The organism is Enterococcus dispar ATCC 51266 (assembly GCF_000406945.1).
In the GTDB taxonomy this organism is placed as follows: domain Bacteria; phylum Bacillota; class Bacilli; order Lactobacillales; family Enterococcaceae; genus Enterococcus_C; species Enterococcus_C dispar.
This window is the reverse complement of record NZ_KE136354.1, coordinates 2,007,675-2,032,214: the sequence shown is the minus strand read 5'-3', so window position 1 is coordinate 2,032,214 and position 24,540 is coordinate 2,007,675. Positions and strand designations below refer to the sequence as shown.

The window sequence follows — 24,540 nt, the reverse complement described above, 5'->3', positions numbered from 1 at the left end:
GGCACGCAACTTGCTTTTATTTTGGTGTAGGAAATGAGGTGAGGGAAATGGAAAGAAAAATGATTTTAGCTTCCCACGGAAAATTTGCTTCGGGCATTTTAAGCTCATTGGAATTAATCTGTGGCAAGAATGACAATATAACGACTTTGGATTGTTACATAACAGAAGACTTCGATTTGACTAAAGCTGTCGATGAACTGATGCACCAAAATGAAGGGACAGAAGTCGTCGTCGTGACAGACTTATTTGGCGGCAGCGTCAATAACGAATTTTTACGCTACATTAATCGTGAGCATTTTTACTTAGTAGCCGGGATGAATTTACCATTTCTAATTGAATTTGCAACGCAATTTGCATTTGTACCGGAATTAAAAACAACGATTACGAGCGTTTTAGACAGCTCAAAAGAAGCCATTCAGTTTTGTAATTTAACGTATCAAACAACTGTAGCAGAAGAAGATTTTTAAAAAGAGGAGAGAAGAAAAATGATTATTTTAACCCGCGTTGACCACCGGTTATTGCACGGCCAAGTTGCATTTTCTTGGACACAAAGTTTAGGAGCAGATTGCATTTTAATCGCCAATGATGATGTGCCAAATAACGAAGTTCGTAAAACAACGATTAAATTAGCCAAGCCACAAGGTGTTAAATTGGTAATTAAAAATATTGCTGATTCTATTGCCGCTTTACAAAGTGGTGTGACAGATAAATACAAACTATTCATTGTAGTTGAATCTGTTGGCGATGCCTACAAATTAGCCGAAGCTTATCCTGAGATTAAAAAAATCAATCTTGGGGGGACAAAAGTCAAAGAAGGTACCCGCAGCATTGGTAAAGCAGTGAATGTATTACCTGAAGAAGAAGAACTTTTGAAAAAATTAGTTGATCAAGGTGTGGAAGTCGAAATTCGTCAAGTACCAAATGATAAAAAGGTGAACGTTACAGAAGTTTTGTAAAAGAAAGGTAGTGAAAAAATGATTGTCCAAGCAATTTTATTAGGCATTGTCGCTTTTATTGCACAATCAGAATATGCATTAGGGACTTCACTTTTGTCCCGACCAATTGTGACGGGTTTATTTACCGGGATCGTTCTAGGGGATATAAAGACCGGCATTATTATGGGTGCAACTCTTGAACTAGCATTTATTGGTTCATTTTCCGTGGGTGCTTCTATTCCACCTGATGTGGTGACCGGTGGTATCTTGGGAACGGCTTTTGCGATTACCGCAGGAGCGGGCACCGAGACAGCGTTATTACTTGGGTTACCGATTGCAACATTAACTTTGATTTTGAAAAATATTTATTTGGGACTTTTAATCCCGATTATGAACCACAAAGCCGACGATTATGCAGCTGAAGGAAATTATAAAGGCGTTGAGCGGATGCATTTATGTGCAGGCTTTGGTTTATCTTTAATGCTTGGGTTAATCGTGATGATTTCCTTTATGGTGGGAAGTAAAACGATTGGGAATTTGCTAGCGATGATTCCAGAGTTCGTACAACACGGGTTATCGGTGGCAACTGGTTTAATTCCAGCTTTAGGTTTTGCGATGTTGGCTCGTTTATTAATTAATAAAAAGGTGGCACCATACTTCTTCTTAGGATTTGCATTAGCAGCTTATTTAGAAATTCCTGTTACTGGGATTGCCATTTTTGGTGCGATTGTCGCAGTTGTCGTAGTCAACATTATGAATGTACGTAGCAACCAGGCTCCACAAGTTCAAGCCACTACAGGGGAGGTAGTTGATGATGACGAAGACTTCTAATACGGATTTAAAAATCACTAAAAAGGATTTAAGCAAAGTATTTTGGCGCTCGTTTCAAATGGAGTTTTCTTGGAACTATGAGCGTCAGATGAATATGGCATATGCCTATGCGATGATCCCAATTTTGAAAAAATTGTATCAAACCAAAGAACAAATGGCCGATGCGCTGAAACGTCATTTAGAATTTTTCAATACGACGCCACATATTGTGACCTTAATTTTGGGGATTAATGCGGCGATGGAAGAAGAAAATGTTAATGATCCTGATTTTGATACTTCTGCCATTGACAGTATTAAAACATCATTGATGGGTCCATTGGCGGGGATTGGGGATTCATTTTTCTGGGGCACATTACGTCTGATTGCCACAGGTGTAGGAACTTCTCTGGCATTACAAGGAAATATTTTAGGTCCGATTTTATTCTTGTTGATTTTCAATATTCCGCATATTTTATTCCGCTACTTGGCAACCAGCTGGGGGTATAAATTAGGGACGGGCTTTTTAAAGAAAATTCAAGAAAACGGGATGATGGAAAGTTTAACTTTAGGTGCGTCGATTATTGGATTGATGGTGGTCGGAGGCATGACTGCAACTATGATTGATATCAACTTACCAATGAAAATTGGTTCAGGAGAAAATGCCGTCACCGTCCAAAGTATTTTTGATGATATTGTGCCGAAAATTTTATGTCTTGGTGTTTTTGGCGCAGTTTTCTATCTATTGAAAAAAGAAGTGAAGCCATTAACGATTCTTTTAGGCTTAGCTGTGGTAGGAATCTTAGGTTCATTAGTAGGCATTTTCTAGGAGGTGTAATGGATGGAAACGATGTTGGATTACATCAACGAAGAAGAAGCGACACTGCAAAATATTTTAGCGGATTTTTCCTTAAAAAAAGTTTCAGGCTATGAAAAAATCAACAATCTGTTAATCTTAGCCACCGGTTCATCTTACAATGCCTGCTTAGCAGCTAAAGTTACTTTAGAAAAATTTGCCGATATCGCGATCACGATTGAAGAACCGTATAACTTTAATCATTATGGTCGCATTTCAAATAGCGTGGATGCTGTTTTGGCAGTTTCTCAAAGTGGCAAGAGTGCGTCTACGATTGACGCTATTGCCAAATTAAAAAAAGAAGGATTATTTACTTTAGCCTTAACCAGTGATGTTTCTAGTCCCATTGCTACAGTAGTAGATGAAGTAATTGATCTTGAAATGGGAATTGAAAAAGTCGGTTTTGTAACAAAGGGCTATGTGTCGAGTGTGCTTCAACTGTTTTTACTAGGCTTAACGATTGGTTACAATAAACAAACTTTAAGTCAAAGACAGTTGGATTATTATCAACGTGAACTTAAAAAAGTGATCGCAGCCATTCCTGATACAATTGAAAAAACGAACAATTTCTTTACGGTTCACGAAGCGATTTTTAAACTAGGCACACGGTTTATCGCCATTGGCTATGGTCCAAACTGGGGAACTGCAAAGGAATTTGAAACAAAATTTACTGAAACGGTTCGCAAACCTTCGCAAGGTTTTGAACTAGAAGCCTACATGCACGGCCCTTATTTAGAAGCAGATAGCGAGCATATTTTATTCTTTATTGAAACAAAAAGTGTGAATGAAGCGCGCTCCCAAAGTTTAAAAAACTATATGAATCCTTACGTAGGAACAACGATTACGGTAACAACTGCCAATACCAAAAATGAAACAGAGTTAGGTTTGGCTATAGAGTGTGACGAATTAATTTCATCTTTACTCTTAGTGATTCCTTTCCAAATTTTGGCATATAAAATTGCGACTGCCAAAGGCATTGATTTAAGCCAGCGGATTTTTGATGATTTTGATCAAGTACTAAAAAGTAAAGTGTAAAAGTAAATGATAGAGGTGGAAAAATGTTAAAATTTAACGAACAAAAACAAATTGACGATATTCAAGGAGCATTAGACTTACGCCCAGAAGTAGAAAAAATTATCGACAGCGTGTGGGAAAAAGGTTTTGACAATATTTACTATTTAGGAATTGGCGGAACTTATGCATCTGCAATGCAGGCTGTAACTTATATCAATGGTAAAAGTAATTTGCCTGCTTACGTGCAACATGCAGCAGAATACTATACAACCGGCAATAAACGCCTAACCAAAGATTCAATTGTCGTTTTATCTTCTGTCACTGGCACAACCCAGGAAGTGGTCAAAGCAGTGGATGAAATTAAAACAGTAGGGGCAACTTTAATTGGCTTTATCGACACTGAACACAGCCCCTTAGCTGAAAAATGTGATTATGTTATTACCTATCCAGCTCCGGGAACAGAACAAATCAAATTCTTTATGGTGGCAGACCGTCTAATGAAAAATAATGGTGAATTTGACGACTATGAAGATTATTATCAAGAACTAGAAGGACATTTAGCCAAAGGTTTAGTTGAAGCGGAAAAACAAGCAGATGCTTTTGGTTTGGAATTTGCAGAAAAACACCGTCATGATGCGATGCATTATTTCATTGGGGCGGGGAATCAATGGGGCGCTGTCTACTCATATGCGATGTGTTATTGGGAAGAACAAAGCTGGTTGCGTTCAAAATCAATCCACGCTGCTGAATTTTTACATGGTACATTAGAAATTGTCGATGAAACGACACCGGTTACACTTTTCTTAGGAGAAGATGAACAACGTCCCTTAGCAGAGCGCGTGAAAAACTTATTACCGCGTATTTGTGGCAACTATACTTTCATTGACTCAAAAGATTATGCTGTGGAAGGAATCAGTGAAAAATATCGTGGACGTGTATTATCATTCTTATTAATGCATTGTGTGACCCAACGGATTGATGCCCATGTAGAAAAATTAAATTGTCATCCATTGGAAATTCGGCGCTACTACCGTCAATTTGACTATTAAAATGATTAAGACCTTCTCGTCATGTGACGGGAAGGTTTTTTGCACAATTTCGGTACATGTTTTTAAAAATTACTTTTCCACAGTGGATAACTTTTTTAGTGATAAGAATCTTTTTGTACTTTTTGTGGACAATGGGGAAAACTTTTTGGTAACTTCAAACAGCATTTTTCATGTAATTTAAAAATTGGCTGTAAATAAAAAGGAATCACATCATGTAATAAATAAAAGGCGTGGCCAATTTTTTTAGGAATTGGTCTATCTGACTTTTCCTTGATTTGCTTGAAATGACACGATGATTGGGATAAACTAAAACGGAAGTGAAAAACTTGAAATGAGGGGACCAAATGACAGCGCGTTACGGAATTATTTTAGCGGCCGGTAAAGGCACACGCATGAAATCAAAATTATATAAAGTTTTACATCCAGTTTGTGGAAAACCAATGGTAGAACATATTATGAATCGCGTGGAAGAAACACATCCACAAGAAATCATTACCATTGTGGGCCATGGAGCAGATATGGTGAAAGAACAATTAGGTACTCGTAGTGAATATGCCTTGCAAGCCCAACAACTTGGTACGGGGCATGCGGTCATGCAAGCCGCCCAATTTTTAGAAGGTAAAAAAGGTACAACGCTAGTGATTAGTGGGGATACGCCCCTTTTGACGACGGAAACGTTGAATAATTTATTTGAATACCACCAAGGTAAAAATGCCAGTGCCACGATTCTAACAGCACAAGCGCCAAATCCAGCAGGATACGGCCGCATTATCCGCGACCATGTCGGGATTGTAGAAAAAATTGTGGAACAAAAAGATGCCTCTTTAGAAGAAGCACGGGTAAAAGAAATTAATACAGGCACATATTGTTTTGATAATGAATTACTTTTTGATGCATTAGGAAAATTAAATACTGATAATGCACAAGGTGAGTACTACTTAACGGATATTATTGAAATTTTAAAATCAGAAGGTAAAATTGTCGCCGCTTATCAAACTGAAGATTTCGATGAATCTCTAGGTGTAAATGATCGGGTTGCTTTAGCGGAGGCGAATCGAATTATGCGTAATCGCATCAATCATCAGCATATGGTCAATGGCGTGAGTTTTATTAATCCAGACGCTACTTATATTGATGAAGGAATTACAATTGGGGCTGAAACCGTAATTGAACCTGGCGTTTATTTAAAAGGTCAAACAGTAATTGGAAGTGAATGTCTCATTACTGCGGGTTCTGAAATTGTGGATAGTACCATTGGGGATCAGGTGGTTGTGAAATCTTCTTGCATTGAAGAAAGTCGTGTGCATAATAATGTGGATATCGGACCATTTGCCCATTTGCGTCCAAAAGCGGAAATTAAAGCAACCGCCCACATCGGTAACTTTGTGGAAGTGAAAAATGCAGAAGTTGGCGAAGGAACAAAAGTTGGTCATTTAACTTATGTTGGGGATGCCACGTTAGGCAAAGAAATTAACGTCGGTTGCGGTGTAGTATTTGTCAATTATGATGGCAAGAATAAACACCATACCACAGTTGGTGATAATGCCTTTATTGGGTCGGCTTCTAATTTAGTCGCGCCAATAAATGTTGGAGAGGGAGCTTTCATTGCGGCCGGCTCAACCATTAACCAAGATGTGCCAAAAGATGCGATGGGAATTGCACGCGCACGTCAAGTCAACAAAGAAGATTATGCTAAAAAATTACCTTATCACCAATAAAAATTTAATTGCTAGTTGCTAATTTTATAGAAAATAACCGAACGCTATCCATTTGTCATAAAATGGTATAGTTCGGTTATTTTTTATCGTGCCTTATTTTTAACTTCAGGAATTTGATTCTCCTAAGTTATTTTCTCATAGAATTCACTTTGAAAACACTTTCCTACTTGATTTATTAAGCAAAAATGTCTACTATTTACTAGGAAGACCAGACAAAAGTAGTTTTAATTGCAGAAGAAAGCGGAGGTTCTCATGTCAAATCATTATTTCGATCCAAGATTGAAGATTTTTGCCTTGAATTCAAATCGTCCTTTAGCGGAAAAAATCGCTGAGGCGGTTGGTGTCGAATTAGGAAAATGCTCAGTAAACCAATTTAGTGATGGCGAAATTCAAGTCAACATTGAAGAAAGTATTCGGGGCGCACACGTTTATGTCATTCAGTCCACATCAAGTCCTGTCAACGATAATTTGATGGAATTATTAATTATGATTGATGCTTTAAAACGAGCTAGTGCCAAAACAATCAATGTTGTAATGCCTTATTATGGCTATGCGCGTCAAGATAGAAAGGCACGTTCAAGAGAACCAATTACTGCAAAATTAGTAGCAAACATGATTCAAAAAGCCGGTGCAAACCGCGTCTTAACTTTAGATTTGCATGCTGCTCAAATTCAAGGGTTCTTTGATATTCCAGTGGATCATTTGATGGGAGCACCATTAATTGCGAACTATTTCTTAGAAAAAGGCATCTCTGGTGATGATGTCGTCGTTGTTTCACCTGACCACGGTGGTGTAACCCGTGCTCGTAAATTGGCAGAATTTTTAAAAGCACCAATTGCTATTATCGACAAACGTCGACCTAAAGCCAATGTGGCCGAAGTCATGAACATTATTGGACATGTAGAAGGCAAAATCTGTGTTTTAATTGATGATATGATTGATACAGCTGGTACAATTACTTTAGCTGCGAATGCATTAAAAGAAGCAGGCGCGAAAAGTGTTTATGCATCTTGTACCCACCCAGTTTTATCTGGTCCGGCAATGCAACGTATTCAAGACTCAGCGATTGAACGTTGTGTCGTAACGGATTCAATTAATTTACCGGCAGATCGTCGCATTGAAAAAATCGATGAAATTTCTGTTGGACCTTTAATGGGAGAAGCAATTAAACGCATTCATGAAAATAAACCAGTAAGTCCGTTGTTTGAAACAAAACAACCGACTAAATAAAACACAGCTCCTGCCTGTTAAGGCGGGAGTTTTTTTGTAGGTAAAGAAATTGTCTCTATGCTTGAAAGCTAAAGAAATTCATTTGGCTTTTCTTATAAGGTGGAATAAGTTAGCTTTTTATTGAAAATTTAACTTATGCTAAAATGAAATAAAAAGGATAAAGGGACACTAATGAAAAAGCAGATAAAATTTCTAGGGTTACTTATATTGGTAATCAGCGTAACCGGCTGTCAAAAAATTGATGAAGCAAAAGATACCATTACTAGTATTGCCCAAGAGCAGGCCCAGTCTAAAGCGGATAAAAAACAGCAAGAAAAAACGACCACGACTGCTACTACTGAAGAAAATCCGTTGGCCTTTTCCCAAGATAATTTGCTCCACAAAGTTTTTACCGGGACAGCTCAAACTGCCGAACAAAACCAGGTTTCTTTTCAAATGAATTTCAATCTGCTTCAGATAAAAGATGCCTTGAATCCTACTGCTCCGACGCAAAATAATGTTTTATTGGCTGATTCAGATGGAAGCAGAATTATTGGCAATGGAAAGTTTGAACAGCTTGACGGACAAACGGTCAAGTTAAGCGGGCGGGACTGGACAACTTATGAACAAGCTTCGCTGACGATGCGTCAAGTTAAAAAAGGGGAATGGCAAGTAGATTTAAAGGATGCGCACGTGCCATTTACTACTGCAACTGTGAAATATGATGAAGAAAAAACGGCAGCACTTCTAAAAGATGCCAGTACATTTGGACAACGGCTAACACCGTATGGCTTTGCTAGCACGAACTTATTCACAGACCCTGTTTCAACTTTAGCTGCGGCAAAAAAAGCTGTGGAAAAAACGTACAAGTTAGCAGAAAATGAATTAACAGGACGCACAGAAACGGTGGATAACGAAAAAGTATTCGTTTTTACTGTGGATAAACCAATAAACGAGCAGACTAAAGAAATTGTTGTTATCCCCACTACTGGAGAATATTATGGCCGCTGAAAAATTTAACCCGTTATGGCAATGAATATTCGTTTCAAAGTAAAAGTGAAAAGGTCAGTCTAAAAAATCCACAAAAAAATAAAAGTATGCTATGATGAACACGTTAAAAAATAAAATAGAACTCGTTCACAAAGGGGAGCCGTTTGGCTGAGATTGTAGATTACTAAACCCTTCGTACCTGTATCGATCATTCGAACGTAGGAATTGTGACAAGTCTGAAGTGATACTTCTCCTTTGTCCTACTGTAAAAGTTGGCGGCGTTTTGCCTGCTGTCTACTTTTTCGTGACGGTTCTAAAGGAGGATTTTTTTTATGGCAAAAAAAATGGAATTACAAGTCTGGGTGGAAGGTACGGTGATAGCCGCAGCAGCGATGGCACTATCTTTTATTCCTATTCAGACGGCAAACTCGGCTTTTGATTTATCTTTGGGAATGGTACCGCTGGTTTTATATTCTTATCGACGTGGCTTCATTCCAGGACTAACTGCAGGTTTTGTCTGGGGACTATTAAGCATTGTGATAGGAACGGCGATGAAAAACTTTGTTTCTGTGCCCCAAATTATTTTTGAGTATCCCTTTGCTTTTGCTTTTGGTGGCTTTGGGGGACTGTTTGCCAAAAAAATCCAACATACCATTCAAACACATAGTAATCTTACGATTTATTACGTTGGATTAGGTGGCGTGGTAGCCGCGCTTGCTCGTTGGTTTTGGCATTTTTGGGCAGGGGTTTTCGTTTGGGGCGCTTATGCACCGGAAGGGATGAATCCTTACCTTTACTCCTTTATCTTCAATGGGGCTTCAGCTTTGGCCAATGCGATTTATGTAGCGGTTGTGTTAGGAATTTTAGTTAAAGTGGCTCCGCAATTATTTATCCCAAAACGCAGTCATTATATTTCCACCGTTAAATCAAAATAAGCGAAGTCTAACAAGAAAAGCGCAATGAACGTGATTAACTTTCAAGCAATAAGATGGAATTTTGATAATTGCTCTTCAATTACTTGAAATTTCAGCATATTGCCGTAGGGAGTTCGCTCATGAAGCTAGACAACAAGAAAAGCGCAATGAACGTGATTAACTCTCAAGCAATAAGATGGAATTTTGATGCAAAAAAAGACTGGACCTTTAAGAGGTGCAGTCTTTTAATTTGGCATGAATAACAAGTCGTTATCTTCATATTTTAAATACCAGTGACGCTCTACTTTATTATAAATTAAAGTAGCCACCAGCATTTCTGGTTTATCGTAACCAAAAGTTACACTTTGGCGTAAACCACTTTCTTCTACTAAATAAATGGGAAGCTGAAATTCCTTATTAATGACTTCGCTGTTTTTAAGGCAAAAAATAACTCCTTCTTGGAAAAGACCCTTCATTTCTTTTAAAAGTGTCAAATCCAATTTCTCAACGGGAGTGGCTTTTCTAAAAAAACTACGTCGGTCGTTTAGTTTGCCTAAGGCCACACGGGTAATTTTATCCGCTAAAATACGGTAAAATTCATCGAGATAACGATAATACACTCGTGTTAGGCCGTCTTGTAAATCAAAGAAGACAAAATTATTTTGCAATTTATAAAAAAAAGGGGAGTGTAAATGCGTTTTCATGTGGCCAAAATACAACAACTCAGAGATTTCTAAGGGTGTCAGTTCTTTTAGCATCGCTGCATCACTAAAATCGATCCATTTTAAATCTTCGGTAATCCGCTCTTTACGAACTTCATCAAAAAAGCGATCGACGCTTTCATTTCCCCGAATGATTTTCATACCGGTATGGGCTTCAAATTCACCGTAATTGGAAGAAGGGTCTAAAAGAAGTAAGTTACTTGGATAATGAACAATACCATGAACAAAATCCGCTGGGGTAATTCCCCGGGCTAAAATCGCATTACTCGTTGTATCAATATGTACATAGACCATTTCCGGCATTTTCCCCACTCCTCCTTTATCTCACTTTAAGTTATTTTACAATAAATGCCGCGAAAATGCTTGTATCTTTTCTTTTAAAATTATGTTACAACAAGAACACATTTTTGCAATTATTTCAAACCAATTGTAATAAATTTTTCATCATCCGCAAAAAAAGAAGTTGTTTTTTATGGTGGGTTTATTGAAATGAGTGGGAAAGTATAAAACAATGATAAGATATGCTAAAATGACTTTAGAAAACGATTTTTTAAACAAATTTTTTTAGACAAAATAAAAAGACGATGTAAATGTTGAAAATGGGAGAAGAATATTTTCAAAATCAAGGAGAAAATAACATGAAAAAAAAGTCGCGTTTTAAAAACTGGCTCATTAATTTATTATTGTTATTATTACTTTTAGTGGGATTGGGATTGACTTTTAACAATCAAATCAAAAATTTTTTAATTGAAAAAAATGGGGAGAAGTATGCTGTTTCTGAAGTGACTGCCGCTGAAATTGAAAAAAATCAGCAAAAACCTGCTTCTTTTGATTTTGATGCCGTTGTCCCCTCTAGTAGTCAAGCTGTCTTTAAAGCCCAATTTACCAACCGTGATTTACCGACAATTGGCGGGATTGCTGTTCCCAAAGTAGGAATCAATCTTCCGATTTTTAAAGGTTTAGCAAATGAGGCCTTGTTATGGGGGGCGGGAACTTTAGAACCTAACCAAAAAATGGGAGAAGGAAACTATGCTCTTGCGTCTCACCGCGCCTATGAACCTGATTTGCTTTTTACACCTTTAGAGCGGGTTAAAAAAGGAGACGTAATTTATCTGACGGATTTAAAGAATATCTACACGTATGAAACGAAAATTATTGTTCGGGTTCAACCTACAGAAGTGCAGTATTTAGATGTCATCAAAGGGAAAAAATTAGTGACATTGATTACTTGTGGCGAAATTGAAGGAATCACGCGTACGATTGTCCAAGGGGAGTTAAAAGAAGTGACACCAGTAAACAAGGCGACAAAAGATATGCGGGATGCCTTTTTATTGAAATCAAAAACCTATTAATTACAACAGACCGTAACTTTTCACAGTCGAGAAAATGATGTGAAAAGCCAAGCGGTCTGTTTTCATTTGGTTGCAGAAATGTGTTAAAGATACGATTAGCGCGGTTACTGACTTTAAAACAGGCAGCCCTAGCAACTTTTGTTATACTGAAATTAACTAGTTTTTACAAAAATTTTTTAATGCTTGTAAAAAAAGAGGTGAAAAAGTGCAGGTTATAAAAATTTATCCCTCTCATTTTATTGGGGCACAATTATCCTTTAAGAATAGTCGGCAATGGCTTCCGTTTTTCAAAAGTCACCACAATGCGCGCCAAGCATTGCTAGAGACCATCACGCAACAACAAGTTTGGCAAATTACTGACAAGGACGTAACCGTGTTTATAGCAGGAAAAATTGCAGCTGATAATTTTTTTGTGCTTACAAATTGTTTGTATACTGACGACAGTATTCGTCAAAAACAGCTGCTCCAGTTGCTAGATAATTTTTGTCGGCAACGATTTTTACGGGGGCTACGGTTTGAAATAAAGCCTGAAAGGTTATCTGTTGGGTTTTCTAATTGGCTTTTAAAAAATTCTTTTCAAAATTTTGAGACTGTTTTTACTCGTCAATGTCACTATCAAACTGCGCTAGTACTAGGTGGCGGGGGCGCAAGAGGTGCCTATCAAATCGGGGTATGGCAGGCATTGCAGGAATTACAAATTGACTTTGAAATGATAACGGGTACTTCTGTTGGGGCGCTAAATGGCGCTTTGATTTTATTAAATGATCAGCGAGCTGCTTGTCAGTTGTGGGAAAGTTTAAGTACGGATCAAGTATTGCAATTTCCCGCAGCTGCGGCTGACAATCACGCTTTAATCTTACTGTTACGTCAAATTCGTTCCTTGACGTTGACCGCACTGCGGGAAAACGGCGCGAGCACAGAACCCTTACAGCAAATAATGAAGCAAACTTTTGACGAGAAAAAAATGGGGCAAAGCCCAATTGATTTATATGTTTGTACCACGCGACTACCGGATTTTAGTGAAAAAGTTTATCATTTTCAAAAAGGGCATTTGGATTGTGAAATTGCGTGGTTAAGTGCTTCAGCCTCTTTTTATCCGGCGATGAAAGCGACACAAATTGCTGGCAGCCTTTATATTGACGGAGGCTATCGAAATAATGTGCCAATCGATGTGGCGGTAAAACAAGGTGCCACAGAATGCATTGTAGTGGATGTCAAAGGTCCAGGGTTTACGAAAAAATATCGCGTACCGCAAAATGTCACTACGCTTTCGTTAAGTTCACCATGGACACTAGGCAGTTTTTTAGTTTTTGATCCTGAGCGTTCAAAAACAAATTTGCGTTTAGGCTATTTGGAAACTTTAAAGCATTTCCAACGTTATACGGGGTTTTGGTATACTTTTACAGAAGAAAATTTTAATATGCATTGGCATGATTTTTGTCAGCAATTACGCAAAATGCATCATCCTTTATGGCAACTAATTAAAGCACCGGCTTTTTGGCGCAAGCTACACCATGTCTATGGTAAAAAAGTTGCTTTTGAAACTACTGGTATCGCCTTAGTGGAACTTAGTGGAATATGGTCGGAGATATTGCCTGCTGAAATTTATCGGGAAGAAAACTTTATCACTCAGATTAAAGACGTTAGTTTCGGACAAAAAGGAGAATTGAATGCCACATTATCAGTTGCGGAGTGGTTAAATTTATACCGCGAACGTTTGGTAGCATGGTCTGATTCTCGTCTGTTCTTTTCTTTTTTACAATTGGAGGCATTACCCGGCAACGTGCCGCAAATTTTATGGGAAAATTTTGCTGTCAGCATTGTCACAGCTGAATTTAGCAAATTTTTATTTCAAAGCAGTAATGATTAAAAGACGCGTATTTCTTTTTAGTAAGCGGCGCAAAGAGGTCGCTAGGTTTTTACAGGAATAAAGCAGAAAAGAAAAATCAACCATTTGGAGGTAAGAACATGGCACAAGAATTCTCATATGAAATTTTAGAAGAAATTGCTATTTTATCGGAAAATGATAAAGGATGGCGCAAAGAGCTTAATATTGTCAGTTGGAATGGTCGCCCACCGAAATTTGATTTACGGGACTGGGGCCCAGATCATGAAAAAATGGGAAAAGGAATTACTTTAAGTAACGAAGAATTTGCTGCCTTACAGCAAGCTTTAAAAAAGATGGAGTAGGTGCTAATAATATGAAAAGTATGACCGGTTTTGGTAAAGCAAGTGTCGAAAATTCCGATTATCAAGTGGAAGTAGAAATAAAAAGCGTGAACCACCGCTTCTTGGATTTGCAAATTCGTCAGCCAAAGCAAATTAATGAACTTGAAAATACAATTCGTCAAACAGTAAAACAAGCGGTTCAAAGAGGGCGGATTGAAGTCTTTGTGACTATCAATGAGTTAGCAGATACAAATAAAGAAGTGGTGATTCATTGGCCTTTAGTGGATAAGTTAGTGACAGAGTTTAAAAGAGAAGCCGCTGCGCGTTATGGCGAAACAGAACTTTCAGTCGCTAAGCTTTTAGAACAAATTATCACGGTGCCTGATTATGTGGAAGTAAAACAAGAAAAATCCGATAGTAGTGAATTGGAAACATTGGTCACCCAAGCGGTCAGTGAAGCTGCTGCTGCCTTAAATAATAGTCGTATCCAAGAAGGTAACGGAATTTTAGTCGTTTTAAAAGAGAATGCGCAAGCTCTTTTAGTGCAATTAGCGCAATTGAACCAATTCAATGGGACATTTGAGACTACTTTTAAAGAACGCTTTGAGCAGAAATTACAAGATTATCTTGGCGCTCAAGTGGATCAAGAACGTCTGTTGACAGAAATGGCGCTTTTGATTGAACGGGGCGATATTCATGAAGAATTGGATCGCTTGGAAATTCATTTGCAAACATTTGCCAATATTTTGCAAAAATCCACCGCTGTAGGACGAGAACTGGACTTTCTGATTCAAGAAATAAATCGCGAAATCAATACGATTGGCTCCAAAAGTAACGCCATTGAAATTAAAGAATTTGTAGTCCAAATGAAGACAATTGTTGAAAAAATTCGCGAACAAGTCCAAAATGTGGAGTAACAAAGGATGAAAAATAAGCGGTTGAAAGGATGAAGTAAAATGAAATATTATGATATTACTTTTCACGAATTATCAGGAAGAGCAGTGATTAAACGTGCGATTCCTTCTGAAAAAGAACCTTTTGAAGCATGGGAAGATGCTTGTGTGAAAGTGACAGCAGAACAATTATTTTTAATGGTCAATGAAACCAATGTCATTTTGGAACGAAAATTTGTAACACGCACCGACGTAGAAGAAGTAAAAGATCCTATCGATACCAATCAAAAACGTAAAGATGAATTTACAACAATTGTAAATACGCTGTCGAATATGGGCTTTTAGCAACATTTTCAGTTCGAAAAGACAATCTTTTTTCTTCTTCATTCAAAGGTAGCAATTTTAGACATTTGCGTCTATAATAGAATCACTGTTAAAATTTGCAGATAAGTGTAATGTTGACCAGCAAACCAGAAGTGAAAGGACGTCAGTATGTCAGAGCGAGGCTTATTAATTGTATTATCAGGGCCTTCTGGCGTTGGTAAGGGAACTGTGCGAAAGGCAATTTTTGAAAGTGAAGACAATGACTTTCAATATTCTATTTCCATGACTACCCGCCCAATGCGTGAAGGAGAAGTTGATGGGGTCGATTATTATTTTCGTACCCGGGAAGAATTTGAAGAACTAATCGAAGCTGGGCAGATGTTGGAGTATGCAGAATATGTCGGCAATTACTACGGAACGCCCCTTTCTTATGTGGATAAAACATTAGATAAAGGCAAAGATGTATTTCTTGAAATTGAGGTCCAAGGAGCCCGCCAAGTAAAAGAAAAAGTACCTGACGGCGTTTTTATCTTCCTGACACCGCCGGATTTACAAGAATTAAAATCCCGCATTGTTGGTCGCGGAACAGATGCCGCTGAAATTATTGAAGAACGAATGAAAGTTGCCAGAGAAGAAATCGAAATGATGGCACTTTATGATTATGCGGTGGTCAATGATGAAGTTCCTCTTGCAGTGGAACGCATCAAAGATATTATCGCTAGTGAACACTTTAGAGTCGATCGCGTGATCGGCAAATATATTAAAATGTTAAAGGAGATGTAGTCCAAATGATGCTACGCCCATCTATTGACTCATTATTAGATCGAGTAAACTCAAAATATTCTTTAGTTATCTTATCAGCAAAACGGGCCCATGAATTAGATGCCGGGGCCAAACCAACATTGGATCAATTTGAATCTGATAAAAATGTTGGCCGTGCTTTAGAAGAAATCGATGCAGAAACATTAATTAACGATCCTCATCCTGAAATCAAACGTGCCCGTTTGAAGATGGAACAAGAAGAAAACCAGGCTGTCCAAAAACGCGAACAACAAGAACTAGAAGCACGTATTCGCGAAGAACAAAACTTATAAGAAAAAAACGGGAACGATTTGGTTCTGTTATGAGAAGATGTGGCATGTTGTGACTTATCACAACGTGCCATATTTTTTGCCAATTATCCCGTCTCACGTGGGGAAAGGAACGATCAGAATTTTAAATTTTCCTTTGTTTAACAGACAAACTGACCTATTTTTAGTAGAATATAGCGAAAGAAGGAAGGGATAAACATGTACCCTCTAGCAGAAGTTATCGTCGATGTACCGACGATGCAAACCGATCAGCCATTTACTTATTTGATTCCAGAAACCTTGCAATCATTAGTAAAAAAAGGGATGCGCGTGGAAGTCCCTTTTGGTAACGGCAATCGGCATATTCAAGGCTTTGTAGTGGGCTTAAGTGAAACCCAAACGCCTGATGTACGCTTAAAACCTATTATTCGTGTTTTAGATATTGCACCTGTTTTAAATACTGAATTGTTAGCGTTAGCTGACTATATGAAAGAAACCACATATGCTTTTAAAATCACTTGTCTGCAAACCATGTTGCCAAGTGTAATGAAAGCAGAATATAAAAAGACAATCTTATTGTTGGATGAAAAAAGCGAAGCAGCGCATTATTTTCCTTCAAACGGTGAGCTTGATTACGATGAAGCGCAGAAAAATGGTGTTTTACCGCAATTATTGAAATTTCGCCAAGCCAACTTAGTAGATATTCGCTATGAAGTTCACAATAAAAATCGGGTGAAAACAATTCGAATGGTGACGTCATTGGTTGCTAAAGATACAGCCGCTGAGATTCAGAGTAACTTACGAAAAAGTGCATTGCGTAAAGCACAGCTTTTAGAGATTTTGGCAAACCAGACAGAAGCACTACCCGTAAAGCATTTTACCGATTTGGGTATTACGACAGCTCATTTGAATCAAGGGGCAAAAGATGGATGGCTCGAACTTTTTGAAACAGAAACCTATCGGAACCCTTTTGCCAATCATACGTTTGAAGCATCGACTAATTTTGTCTTAAATGAAGAACAAGAAGCAGCTGTTGCCCAGATCTTAGCCGCCTACCAAAAACAAGCAGCGCAAACTTTTTTATTAGAAGGTATCACCGGCAGCGGCAAAACAGAAGTGTATTTACAAGCAATTCAACAGGTGTTGGCTGATAATAAAACAGCAATCATGTTAGTGCCTGAAATTGCTTTAACACCGCAAATGGTAGAGCGGTTTAAAAGTCGTTTAGGGGATGCGGTAGCTGTTTTACATAGTGGGCTATCCAATGGAGAACGCTATGATGAATGGCGCAAAATTGAAAGAGGCGAGGCGAGTGTTGTTGTGGGGGCGCGTTCGGCAATATTTGCGCCTTTGGAAAATATCGGTTTGATTATTGTAGATGAAGAACATGAAGCTACCTACAAACAAGAAGAAGCCCCCCGCTATCATGCACGAGATCTAGCAATTTGGCGGAGTCGCTATCACCACTGTCCTATTGTCCTAGGAAGTGCGACACCTTCTTTGGAATCGCGCGCCCGTGCTCAAAAAAACGTTTATAAGCTGTTGCCTTTACGAAAACGGGCCAATCCTTACGCCCAGCTGCCCACAATTGAAATTATCGATTTAAAAGAGGAATATGGTCAAGGAAATATGACCTCTTTTTCACTAAGTTTACAAGAAAAAATGCGGGATCGTTTAGCAAAAAATGAGCAAATTGTTTTATTATTAAATCGCAGAGGCTATTCTTCTTTTATGATGTGTCGTGATTGTGGGTATGTGTTAGATTGTCCTAATTGTGATATTTCGTTAACTTTACACATGGATACGAAAACGATGCGTTGCCATTATTGTGGACATGAAGAAAAAATTCCTCATAAGTGTCCGGAATGCGGGAGTAAAAAAATCAGTTATTATGGTACCGGAACGCAAAAAGTTGAAGCCGAGTTAAAGGAATTGCTGCCAACAGCCCGTATTTTGCGGATGGATGTTGATACGACCCGCAAAAAAGGTGCCCATGAAAAGATATTAAGAGCTTTTGGTGAAAAGAAAGCAGATATCTTACTAGGAACTCAGATGATTGCCAAAGGATTGGATTTTCCCGATATTACGTTAGTAGGGGTCTTAAATGCGGATACTGCGTTGAATTTACCCGATTTTCGTTCCAGTGAGCGAACATTTCAATTGTTAACCCAAGTCAGTGGTCGTGCAGGCCGCGCCCAAAAAGCAGGCGAAGTGATAATTCAAACTTTTAATCCAGAGCATTATGCAATCGCCTTAACCAAGACACAAGACTACGAACGCTTTTATCAGCAAGAGATGGCGATGCGGCATCAAGCGGGCTATCCCCCTTATTACTTCACCATTAAATTAACGGTGAGTCATGAAACAGAAATCCAAGCGGCCCAGAAGAGTTTTCAATTGGCACGCCAACTGCAGGCAGCCTTAAGTCCGAATGCATTACTTTTAGGGCCAACCCCTAGTGCGATTATGCGGATTAAAAATCGTTATTATTATCAGATTATTGTAAAATACAAACAGGAACCGGCTTTAAAACCGTTACTAGAACAAATTGTAAACGAGAGCCAAAGCGATCAACGCAAAGGACTCTATGTGGCCATTGATAATGAACCTTTGAATTTTATTTAGTTGCTATTGTCTTTAGTCAGTTTCAATCTGGTTTGTCAGATTGAAACTGACTTGAAAAGTTAGGAGTAAATATGCCTTATCCAATTTTATTAGATCCAGACCGCCGCTTGCGCCAAGAAAATCGAGAAGTCGACGAAATTACCGATGATTTGGTGATGATGTTAGACAAAATGTATGAAACAATGGTAGTTCACGATGGTATTGGAATCGCTGCACCACAAGTAGGAAAAAATATACAAGTAGCTATCGTTGAGTTAGATGAAGCTGAACGATTCGAAATGATTAATCCTACAATTATTGCTAAAAAAGGCAGTACCATTGATGTGGAAGGGTGTTTGAGTATTCCCCATGTCTATGGTACCGTCAAACGTGCCGACTTGATTACAGTTCGTTTTTACGATCGTGAAGGAGATGAGCTGGAAGTAGAAGCAGATGGCTATCTTTCGCGGGCTATTCAACACGAAATTGATCATCTTCATGGCATATTATTTACCGACAAAGTTATTGACTACGTTAAAGAAGAAGATTTAGAAGCATATATGGAGGCGCATGAAGATGACTAAAATAGTTTTTATGGGAACACCCGCTTTTTCAGTACCGATTTTAGAAGGATTACTAGAGTCTGGCTATGAAGTACAAGCAGTTGTGACCCAACCTGACCGACCAGTAGGACGTAAGCATGTGATAACTCCTCCACCGGTGAAAGTTGCGGCTTTAAAACACGATTTATTGGTTTTACAACCCGAAAAAATCAGCGGCTCTACTGAAATGGACAAAATTGCCTCATTAGCACCAGATTTAATTGTCACCGCCGCTTTTGGTCAGTTTTTGCCAGAAAAATTATTGCAGATTCCCCGTCTGGGAGCGATTAATGTCCATGCTTCTTTATTGCCAAAATATCGTGGAGGCGCACCTGTTCATTATGCCATTATGAACGGCGAGGATAAAACTGGTGTCACTATTATGGAAATGATCAAAAAAATGGACGCCGGTGCCATTTACAGTCAAGCGGAAATTCCCATCACAAAGACCGATGATGTGGGCACGATGTTTGAAAAATTGAGCGCGTTAGGAAAAGATTTACTTTTGAATACTTTACCAGAACTAATTCAGGGTACTCTTGAAAAAACGCCGCAAAATGAAGCACAAGTAACGTTTTCTCCTAATATTACGCGAGAACAAGAAGCGATTGATTGGCAGAAAACAGCTGATGAAATCGATAACCAAGTGCGGGGAATGCGTCCGTGGCCGATTGCTTTTACGACTTATCGCGGTGTCCGGTGGAAAATTTGGGATGTGACCCCACTAGCTGAAACAACAGATGCTGCGCCTGGTACGATTATAAAAAAAGATAAAAGCGAACTATTTGTTGCGTGTGGCAAAAATACAACTTTAGCGCTTAAAGAATTACAACCTGCCGGTAAAGGCAAACAAGATGTTCAAGCCTTTTTAAATGGTGTGGGACAAAATGTAATACAAGGAGAAAAATTAGGTGAGTAATAAAATACCAAAATCCATGAAAAAATCAGTGCGGTATGTCGCATTGCATGCATTAGAGCGCGTTGAAAAAGGCGGGGCATATTCCAATCTGTTGATTAATGATGCCATTCAAAAAGGAAAGCTTTCGGATAAAGATGCGCGTCTTTTAACCGGCCTGGTTTACGGGACGATTTCCCGCCAACTATTACTTGATTATTATCTGTCACCATTTTTAAAAAGTGCCAAAAAAGTTGATACTTGGGTTCGTTTATTATTACGCTTATCATTATTTCAACTCCTTTATTTGGATAAAGTGCCAGATCACGCGATTTTAAATGAAGCGACAGAAATTGCCAAAGTCCGGGGAAATATCGGTATTGGCAAATTTGTCAACGGTGTTTTACGAAACGTACAGCGTAATGGTGTTCCGGATTTAGCTGCAATTTCTGATCCGATGGAACGTTTGGCGACAGAAATCAGTATGCCTTTATGGTTAACCCAGCGATTTGTGCAACAAATCGGAACAGAACAAACCCGCCAATTAGGCTTGTCTCTTTTTGAGGTCAGCCATGTTTCTGCTCGTGTAGACTTGCGCAGTGTCACCCGCGAAGAGGCGATTGCGACTTTGTCAGAAGATGGCATTGAAGCAGAAAAAAGCAGCGTTTCACCTTTTGGTATTGTAGCGAAAAAAGGCTTTTTGGCAGGCAGTCAACTTTTCCATTATGGTGTATTGACCGTGCAAGACGAAAGTTCGATGTTAGTGGCACCGGCCTTGCAAGTAGAAAAAGAAATGAAAGTTTTAGATGCATGTGCGGCACCCGGTGGTAAAACTACGCATATTGCCACTTTTCTTGATGCAGCTGCCGGTGGTAAGGTCACAGCGCTAGATATTCATCGTCAAAAAGTCCAATTAATTAAAGACAATGCCGCTCGTCTAAGAGTAGAAGATGTGGTCACTACGCAACAATTGGATGCAAGAGAAGCCCATGAAGAATTTGCACCTGCTTCTTTTGATCGCATCTTAGTGGATGCTCCTTGTTCAGGCTTAGGCTTGATGCGACGCAAACCTGATATTAAGTATCAAAAACAAGCCAGTGATTTTACCCGTCTGCCCATGATTCAAAGGGAAATTCTCGATAGCGTAGCCCAAACATTAAAACCTGGGGGCTTGCTTGTTTATAGTACTTGCACTATTTTAAAAGAAGAAAATCAAGATGTGGTAGAAAGCTTTTTACAAGATCATCCTGAATTTAAATTGGTACCAGTGGTTGCAAATGAATTAATCACAAGTAAACTAGTAAATGATATGTTGACGTTATATCCACAAGACTTTATGACAGATGGTTTCTTTATTAGCTGTCTGAAAAAGGAAAAATGAGGTGGCAAAATGCAGATTAGTTTTCAAACGGATGTAGGGAAAAAGCGTAATAGCAATCAAGACTACGTTGCCGTTTTTAAGAATCAAGCAGACATTACTTTAGCGATTTTAGCCGATGGCATGGGCGGGCATCAAGCCGGTGACGTTGCCAGTAAAATGGCCGTGGATGGTATTGGGGATAAATGGCAAGAAACCGCGATTGATTCTCCTGAGAAGGCTTGTTCATGGTTTGTCACAGCGATTCAAGCCGCTAACGATGCAGTTTATGAATTGGGGCAAGAAAAACCAGAGCTGCAAGGTATGGGGACGACAATTGTTTGTGTTGCGGTGTTTGCTGAAGAATTTGCTTTAGCCCACGTTGGTGACAGTCGGATGTATTTGGTGCGGGATCATGAAATCACGCAATTAACAGAAGATCATTCTTTAGTAAATGAGTTGGTACGTTCCGGCGAAATTACCGCAGAAATGGCTGCTGTACATCCACGCCGCAACGTGTTGACCCGCTCTGTCGGGATGCCAGGATTAGTAGAAGTTGATATTGCCAGCCATTTTTATAAAGTTGGAGACTACTTATTACTAGCTTCTGACGGTTTAACCAATATGTTATCCGATGATGTCATTAAATGGATTGTGGACGAGCCTATTTCTTTAGCTGAAAAAGTAAAAAAACTAATCTCGGGTGCCAATGATGCCGGTGGTGCAGACAATATTACCGTCTTATTAATTGAAATTGGGGGCACTGCTCATGATTGAAATTGGTAAAAAATTAAGTGGACGCTACTTAATTATCGGCAATATTGGCAGTGGTGGCATGGCCAATGTATTTTTAGCCCAAGATTTGATTTTAGACCGTGAAGTAGCTATCAAAATATTACGTTTTGACTTTCAAAACGATCAAGACGCGATTCGCCGTTTTCAAAGGGAGGCTTTAGCCTCGACTGAATTGGTGCATCCCAATATTGTAACGGTCTATGATGTCGGTGAAGAAGATGGCATGCAATACTTGGTAATGGAATACGTTAAAGGAATGGATTTAAAACAATATATCAAGAAGAACTATCCTATCCCGTATTTGACGGTAGTTGAAATCATGCAACAAATTTTAAGTGCGATTGCTTTAGCGCATCAACACCGGATTATTCACCGGGACTTGAAACCGCAAAATATTTTGATTAATGAAGACGGTGTGGTGAAAATTGCTGATTTTGGGATTGCCATTGCTTTAACTGAAACCTCCATCACCCAAACCAATACAATGCTAGGCTCGGTCCATTATCTTTCACCAGAACAAGCCCGAGGCAGTATGGCGACCAATCAATCGGATATTTACGCGATTGGCATCATTTTATATGAAATGTTGACCGGACGCGTTCCATTTGATGGCGAGTCAGCTGTTACTATTGCCTTGAAACATTTTCAAGAAGAAATGCCGTCCATTCGCACATTTGATCATAATTTACCCCAGTCTTTAGAAAATGTTGTATTACATGCGACGGCAAAAAATCCGGCTGACCGCTATAAAACGGCAGATGAAATGCGAGAAGATTTAGCGACTGTGCTACATCCTGAACGATTAAATGAACCCCGTTGGCAGCCCCATGCAATGGACGATGCGACCAAAGCGTTGACGCCAATTCCGGAAGAAATGATTACCAAGGTTGAACCAAAAGCGCCAATAGAGGTGCCAAAAGAAGAACCAAAACCTGAAAAACCCAAAAAGAAAAAAAGAAAATGGTGGCTATTGCCAATCTTTTTATTTTTATTATTGTGCGGCGGGCTAGCCTATGCCTTCTTTTCCGGTGGCAAAAGTGAAGTAACGGTGCCAGATGTCAGTGAAATGACAGTAGCAGCGGCCCAAGAAAAGTTGCACCAAGTAGGGTTAAAACCGGGTAAAGTAGAAAAAATCCCGAGTGAAACAATTGAAGCCGATCGTGTCGTAAAAACAGATCCTGCTATTGGCAATGTCGTCAAAGAAAATAGTGAAATCACGATTTATGAAAGTATTGGCAAAGAAAAGATTGAAATGAAAGACGTAACGGGTGAAACCTATGATGACGCATTAAGGACTTTGAAAAATCTGGGTTTTCAAGAGAGTAACATCAGTCGCAAGGATGAATACAGCAACGATGTTTCAGAAGGGAAAGTCATTACCCAAGACCCGGATGACGGCGAAAAAGTCTCCCCTGAATCGCAAAAAGTTGTCTTAACGGTTAGCCGCGGCGTAGAACCTGTCAATATGATTGACTACAGTGGCTATACGTATAATGAGGCAGTAAACGATTTACTGGGAAAAGGAATTAAAGAAAACCAGATTAAAAAAGAAGAAACATATAGTGACACTACTCCAGCAAATCAAATTATTTCACAGACGCCAAAAGAAGGCGCAGAAGCGATTCCTGATAAAACGCAAGTTATCTTATCAGTTAGTTTAGGGACAAACAAGATTACCTTACCCGATTTAGCCGGTAAATCTGATGTGGAAGCGAAAAACAGCTTAAAAGACTACGGCTTAGAGTATGATGAGACGGAAGAATTTTCTGATGATGTTGCAAAAGACAAAGTGATTCGCACAGAACCTGGTGCTGGTCAAACGGTAAAAATTGGCGATACGGTAAAAGTTGTCGTTTCAAAAGGCCCTGATACCAGCAACGAACCCCAAACCTTTAAAGTGAATTTATCCGCTACTTACAAAGGTGATGGCCAAGCGAATCAGGAAGTTAAAATTTATTTAACCGATGAAGAAGGAACGAAAAAACAAGTTGCAGCTTTTACCCTTGCGCCTAGTGATACCCATAAAGAAGCAATTGATGTTACGGTTAAAAAAGGTGAAAGTGCGACTTTTTATTTCCAACGAGACAATGGAAATGAAAACAGTTTAGCGGTTACGAAAGCTAGCGATATTGAAGTACCGTAATGATGCATAAAAAGAAGCAGAAAGAAAAATCATGAGGATTTTTCTTTCTGCTTCTTTTTTGGTTTTTTCTAAAAGACAAAAAGTGAAGAAATTAGATGGTGTTTATTTTACCAACTTTATTA

The 24,540-nt window shown here is 38.9% G+C and carries 24 protein-coding genes and 1 riboswitch; of the genes, 23 read left to right on the top strand and 1 reads right to left on the bottom strand.

Annotation, left to right across the window (positions count from 1 at the left end; translation table 11 throughout):
• Positions 1-47: 47 nt before the first annotated feature.
• The 10 genes from RK01_RS09655 to thiT all read left to right on the top strand — a co-directional run bounded on the left by RK01_RS09655 (position 48) and on the right by thiT (position 9,513).
• The gene (locus tag RK01_RS09655) at positions 48-467 is read left to right on the top strand and encodes a PTS sugar transporter subunit IIA (RefSeq protein WP_016173093.1); all 420 of its coding nucleotides are present in this window, start codon (positions 48-50) and stop codon (positions 465-467) included.
• Between the two features lie 18 nt (positions 468-485).
• The gene (locus RK01_RS09650; RefSeq protein WP_016173092.1) at positions 486-956 is read left to right on the top strand and encodes a PTS sugar transporter subunit IIB; all 471 of its coding nucleotides are present in this window, start codon (positions 486-488) and stop codon (positions 954-956) included.
• 18 nt (positions 957-974) lie between these two features.
• Positions 975-1,766 (top strand): PTS mannose/fructose/sorbose/N-acetylgalactosamine transporter subunit IIC, encoded by a 792-nt coding sequence (locus tag RK01_RS09645; RefSeq protein WP_016173091.1) that lies wholly within the window; start codon positions 975-977, stop codon positions 1,764-1,766.
• On the top strand, positions 1,750-2,571 hold the full coding sequence (locus RK01_RS09640; RefSeq protein WP_016173090.1) for a PTS system mannose/fructose/sorbose family transporter subunit IID: 822 nt from the start codon (positions 1,750-1,752) through the stop codon (positions 2,569-2,571). Before RK01_RS09645 ends, RK01_RS09640 begins: the two co-directional genes overlap by 17 nt.
• Positions 2,572-2,583: 12 nt before the next feature.
• On the top strand, positions 2,584-3,633 hold the full coding sequence (locus RK01_RS09635; protein WP_016173089.1) for an SIS domain-containing protein: 1,050 nt from the start codon (positions 2,584-2,586) through the stop codon (positions 3,631-3,633).
• Positions 3,634-3,656: 23 nt separating this feature from the next.
• Entirely contained in the window at positions 3,657-4,661 is a 1,005-nt protein-coding gene (locus RK01_RS09630; protein ID WP_016173088.1) for an SIS domain-containing protein, read from the top strand.
• Between the two features lie 344 nt (positions 4,662-5,005).
• Positions 5,006-6,379, top strand: a complete 1,374-nt coding sequence (gene glmU / locus RK01_RS09625) for a bifunctional UDP-N-acetylglucosamine diphosphorylase/glucosamine-1-phosphate N-acetyltransferase GlmU (protein WP_016173087.1) — start codon at positions 5,006-5,008, stop codon at positions 6,377-6,379.
• A 252-nt stretch (positions 6,380-6,631) separates the two neighbouring features.
• Entirely contained in the window at positions 6,632-7,609 is a 978-nt protein-coding gene (locus RK01_RS09620) for a ribose-phosphate diphosphokinase (protein ID WP_016173086.1), read from the top strand.
• A gap of 171 nt (positions 7,610-7,780) precedes the next feature.
• Positions 7,781-8,599: a hypothetical protein gene (locus RK01_RS09615; RefSeq protein ID WP_016173085.1), complete on the top strand. Its 819-nt coding sequence runs from the start codon at positions 7,781-7,783 to the stop codon at positions 8,597-8,599.
• A 122-nt stretch (positions 8,600-8,721) separates the two neighbouring features.
• Positions 8,722-8,820: riboswitch (TPP riboswitch) on the top strand.
• A 90-nt stretch (positions 8,821-8,910) separates the two neighbouring features.
• Positions 8,911-9,513 (top strand): energy-coupled thiamine transporter ThiT, encoded by a 603-nt coding sequence (gene thiT, locus RK01_RS09610; RefSeq protein ID WP_016173084.1) that lies wholly within the window; start codon positions 8,911-8,913, stop codon positions 9,511-9,513.
• Positions 9,514-9,737: 224 nt separating this feature from the next.
• Here thiT and RK01_RS09605 read toward each other — a convergent pair whose 3' ends face one another.
• Positions 9,738-10,517: a hypothetical protein gene (locus tag RK01_RS09605; protein WP_016173083.1), complete on the bottom strand. Its 780-nt coding sequence runs from the start codon at positions 10,515-10,517 to the stop codon at positions 9,738-9,740.
• Between the two features lie 335 nt (positions 10,518-10,852).
• On the opposite strand from RK01_RS09605, the gene RK01_RS09600 reads away from it, so the two are divergent.
• The 13 genes from RK01_RS09600 to pknB all read left to right on the top strand — a co-directional run bounded on the left by RK01_RS09600 (position 10,853) and on the right by pknB (position 24,418).
• Entirely contained in the window at positions 10,853-11,566 is a 714-nt protein-coding gene (locus RK01_RS09600) for a class A sortase (RefSeq protein WP_016173082.1), read from the top strand.
• A 205-nt stretch (positions 11,567-11,771) separates the two neighbouring features.
• Positions 11,772-13,436: a patatin-like phospholipase family protein gene (locus tag RK01_RS09595; protein ID WP_016173081.1), complete on the top strand. Its 1,665-nt coding sequence runs from the start codon at positions 11,772-11,774 to the stop codon at positions 13,434-13,436.
• Between the two features lie 98 nt (positions 13,437-13,534).
• Positions 13,535-13,756: a YdbC family protein gene (locus tag RK01_RS09590; protein WP_016173080.1), complete on the top strand. Its 222-nt coding sequence runs from the start codon at positions 13,535-13,537 to the stop codon at positions 13,754-13,756.
• 11 nt (positions 13,757-13,767) lie between these two features.
• The gene (locus RK01_RS09585; protein WP_016173079.1) at positions 13,768-14,652 is read left to right on the top strand and encodes a YicC/YloC family endoribonuclease; all 885 of its coding nucleotides are present in this window, start codon (positions 13,768-13,770) and stop codon (positions 14,650-14,652) included.
• 39 nt (positions 14,653-14,691) lie between these two features.
• Positions 14,692-14,973 (top strand): hypothetical protein, encoded by a 282-nt coding sequence (locus RK01_RS09580; RefSeq protein ID WP_016173078.1) that lies wholly within the window; start codon positions 14,692-14,694, stop codon positions 14,971-14,973.
• A gap of 147 nt (positions 14,974-15,120) precedes the next feature.
• Positions 15,121-15,735 carry a guanylate kinase gene (gene gmk / locus RK01_RS09575; protein ID WP_016173077.1) on the top strand — a complete coding sequence of 205 codons (615 nt, stop codon included), beginning with the start codon at positions 15,121-15,123 and terminating at the stop codon, positions 15,733-15,735.
• 5 nt (positions 15,736-15,740) lie between these two features.
• Entirely contained in the window at positions 15,741-16,046 is a 306-nt protein-coding gene (gene rpoZ, locus RK01_RS09570) for a DNA-directed RNA polymerase subunit omega (protein ID WP_016173076.1), read from the top strand.
• 195 nt (positions 16,047-16,241) lie between these two features.
• A complete protein-coding gene (gene priA, locus RK01_RS09565) occupies positions 16,242-18,647 on the top strand; it encodes a primosomal protein N' (protein ID WP_016173075.1) in 2,406 nt (801 codons plus the stop codon).
• Positions 18,648-18,718: 71 nt separating this feature from the next.
• The gene (def, locus tag RK01_RS09560) at positions 18,719-19,210 is read left to right on the top strand and encodes a peptide deformylase (protein WP_016173074.1); all 492 of its coding nucleotides are present in this window, start codon (positions 18,719-18,721) and stop codon (positions 19,208-19,210) included.
• Positions 19,203-20,147, top strand: coding sequence for a methionyl-tRNA formyltransferase (fmt, locus tag RK01_RS09555; protein WP_016173073.1), 945 nt, complete (start codon positions 19,203-19,205; stop codon positions 20,145-20,147). Before def ends, fmt begins: the two co-directional genes overlap by 8 nt.
• The gene (gene rsmB / locus RK01_RS09550; protein WP_016173072.1) at positions 20,140-21,504 is read left to right on the top strand and encodes a 16S rRNA (cytosine(967)-C(5))-methyltransferase RsmB; all 1,365 of its coding nucleotides are present in this window, start codon (positions 20,140-20,142) and stop codon (positions 21,502-21,504) included. The genes fmt and rsmB overlap by 8 nt, the downstream gene beginning before the upstream one ends.
• 9 nt (positions 21,505-21,513) lie before the next feature.
• Positions 21,514-22,257, top strand: coding sequence for a Stp1/IreP family PP2C-type Ser/Thr phosphatase (locus RK01_RS09545; RefSeq protein WP_016173071.1), 744 nt, complete (start codon positions 21,514-21,516; stop codon positions 22,255-22,257).
• Positions 22,250-24,418: a Stk1 family PASTA domain-containing Ser/Thr kinase gene (pknB, locus tag RK01_RS09540; protein WP_016173070.1), complete on the top strand. Its 2,169-nt coding sequence runs from the start codon at positions 22,250-22,252 to the stop codon at positions 24,416-24,418. Before RK01_RS09545 ends, pknB begins: the two co-directional genes overlap by 8 nt.
• Positions 24,419-24,540 lie beyond the last annotated feature (122 nt).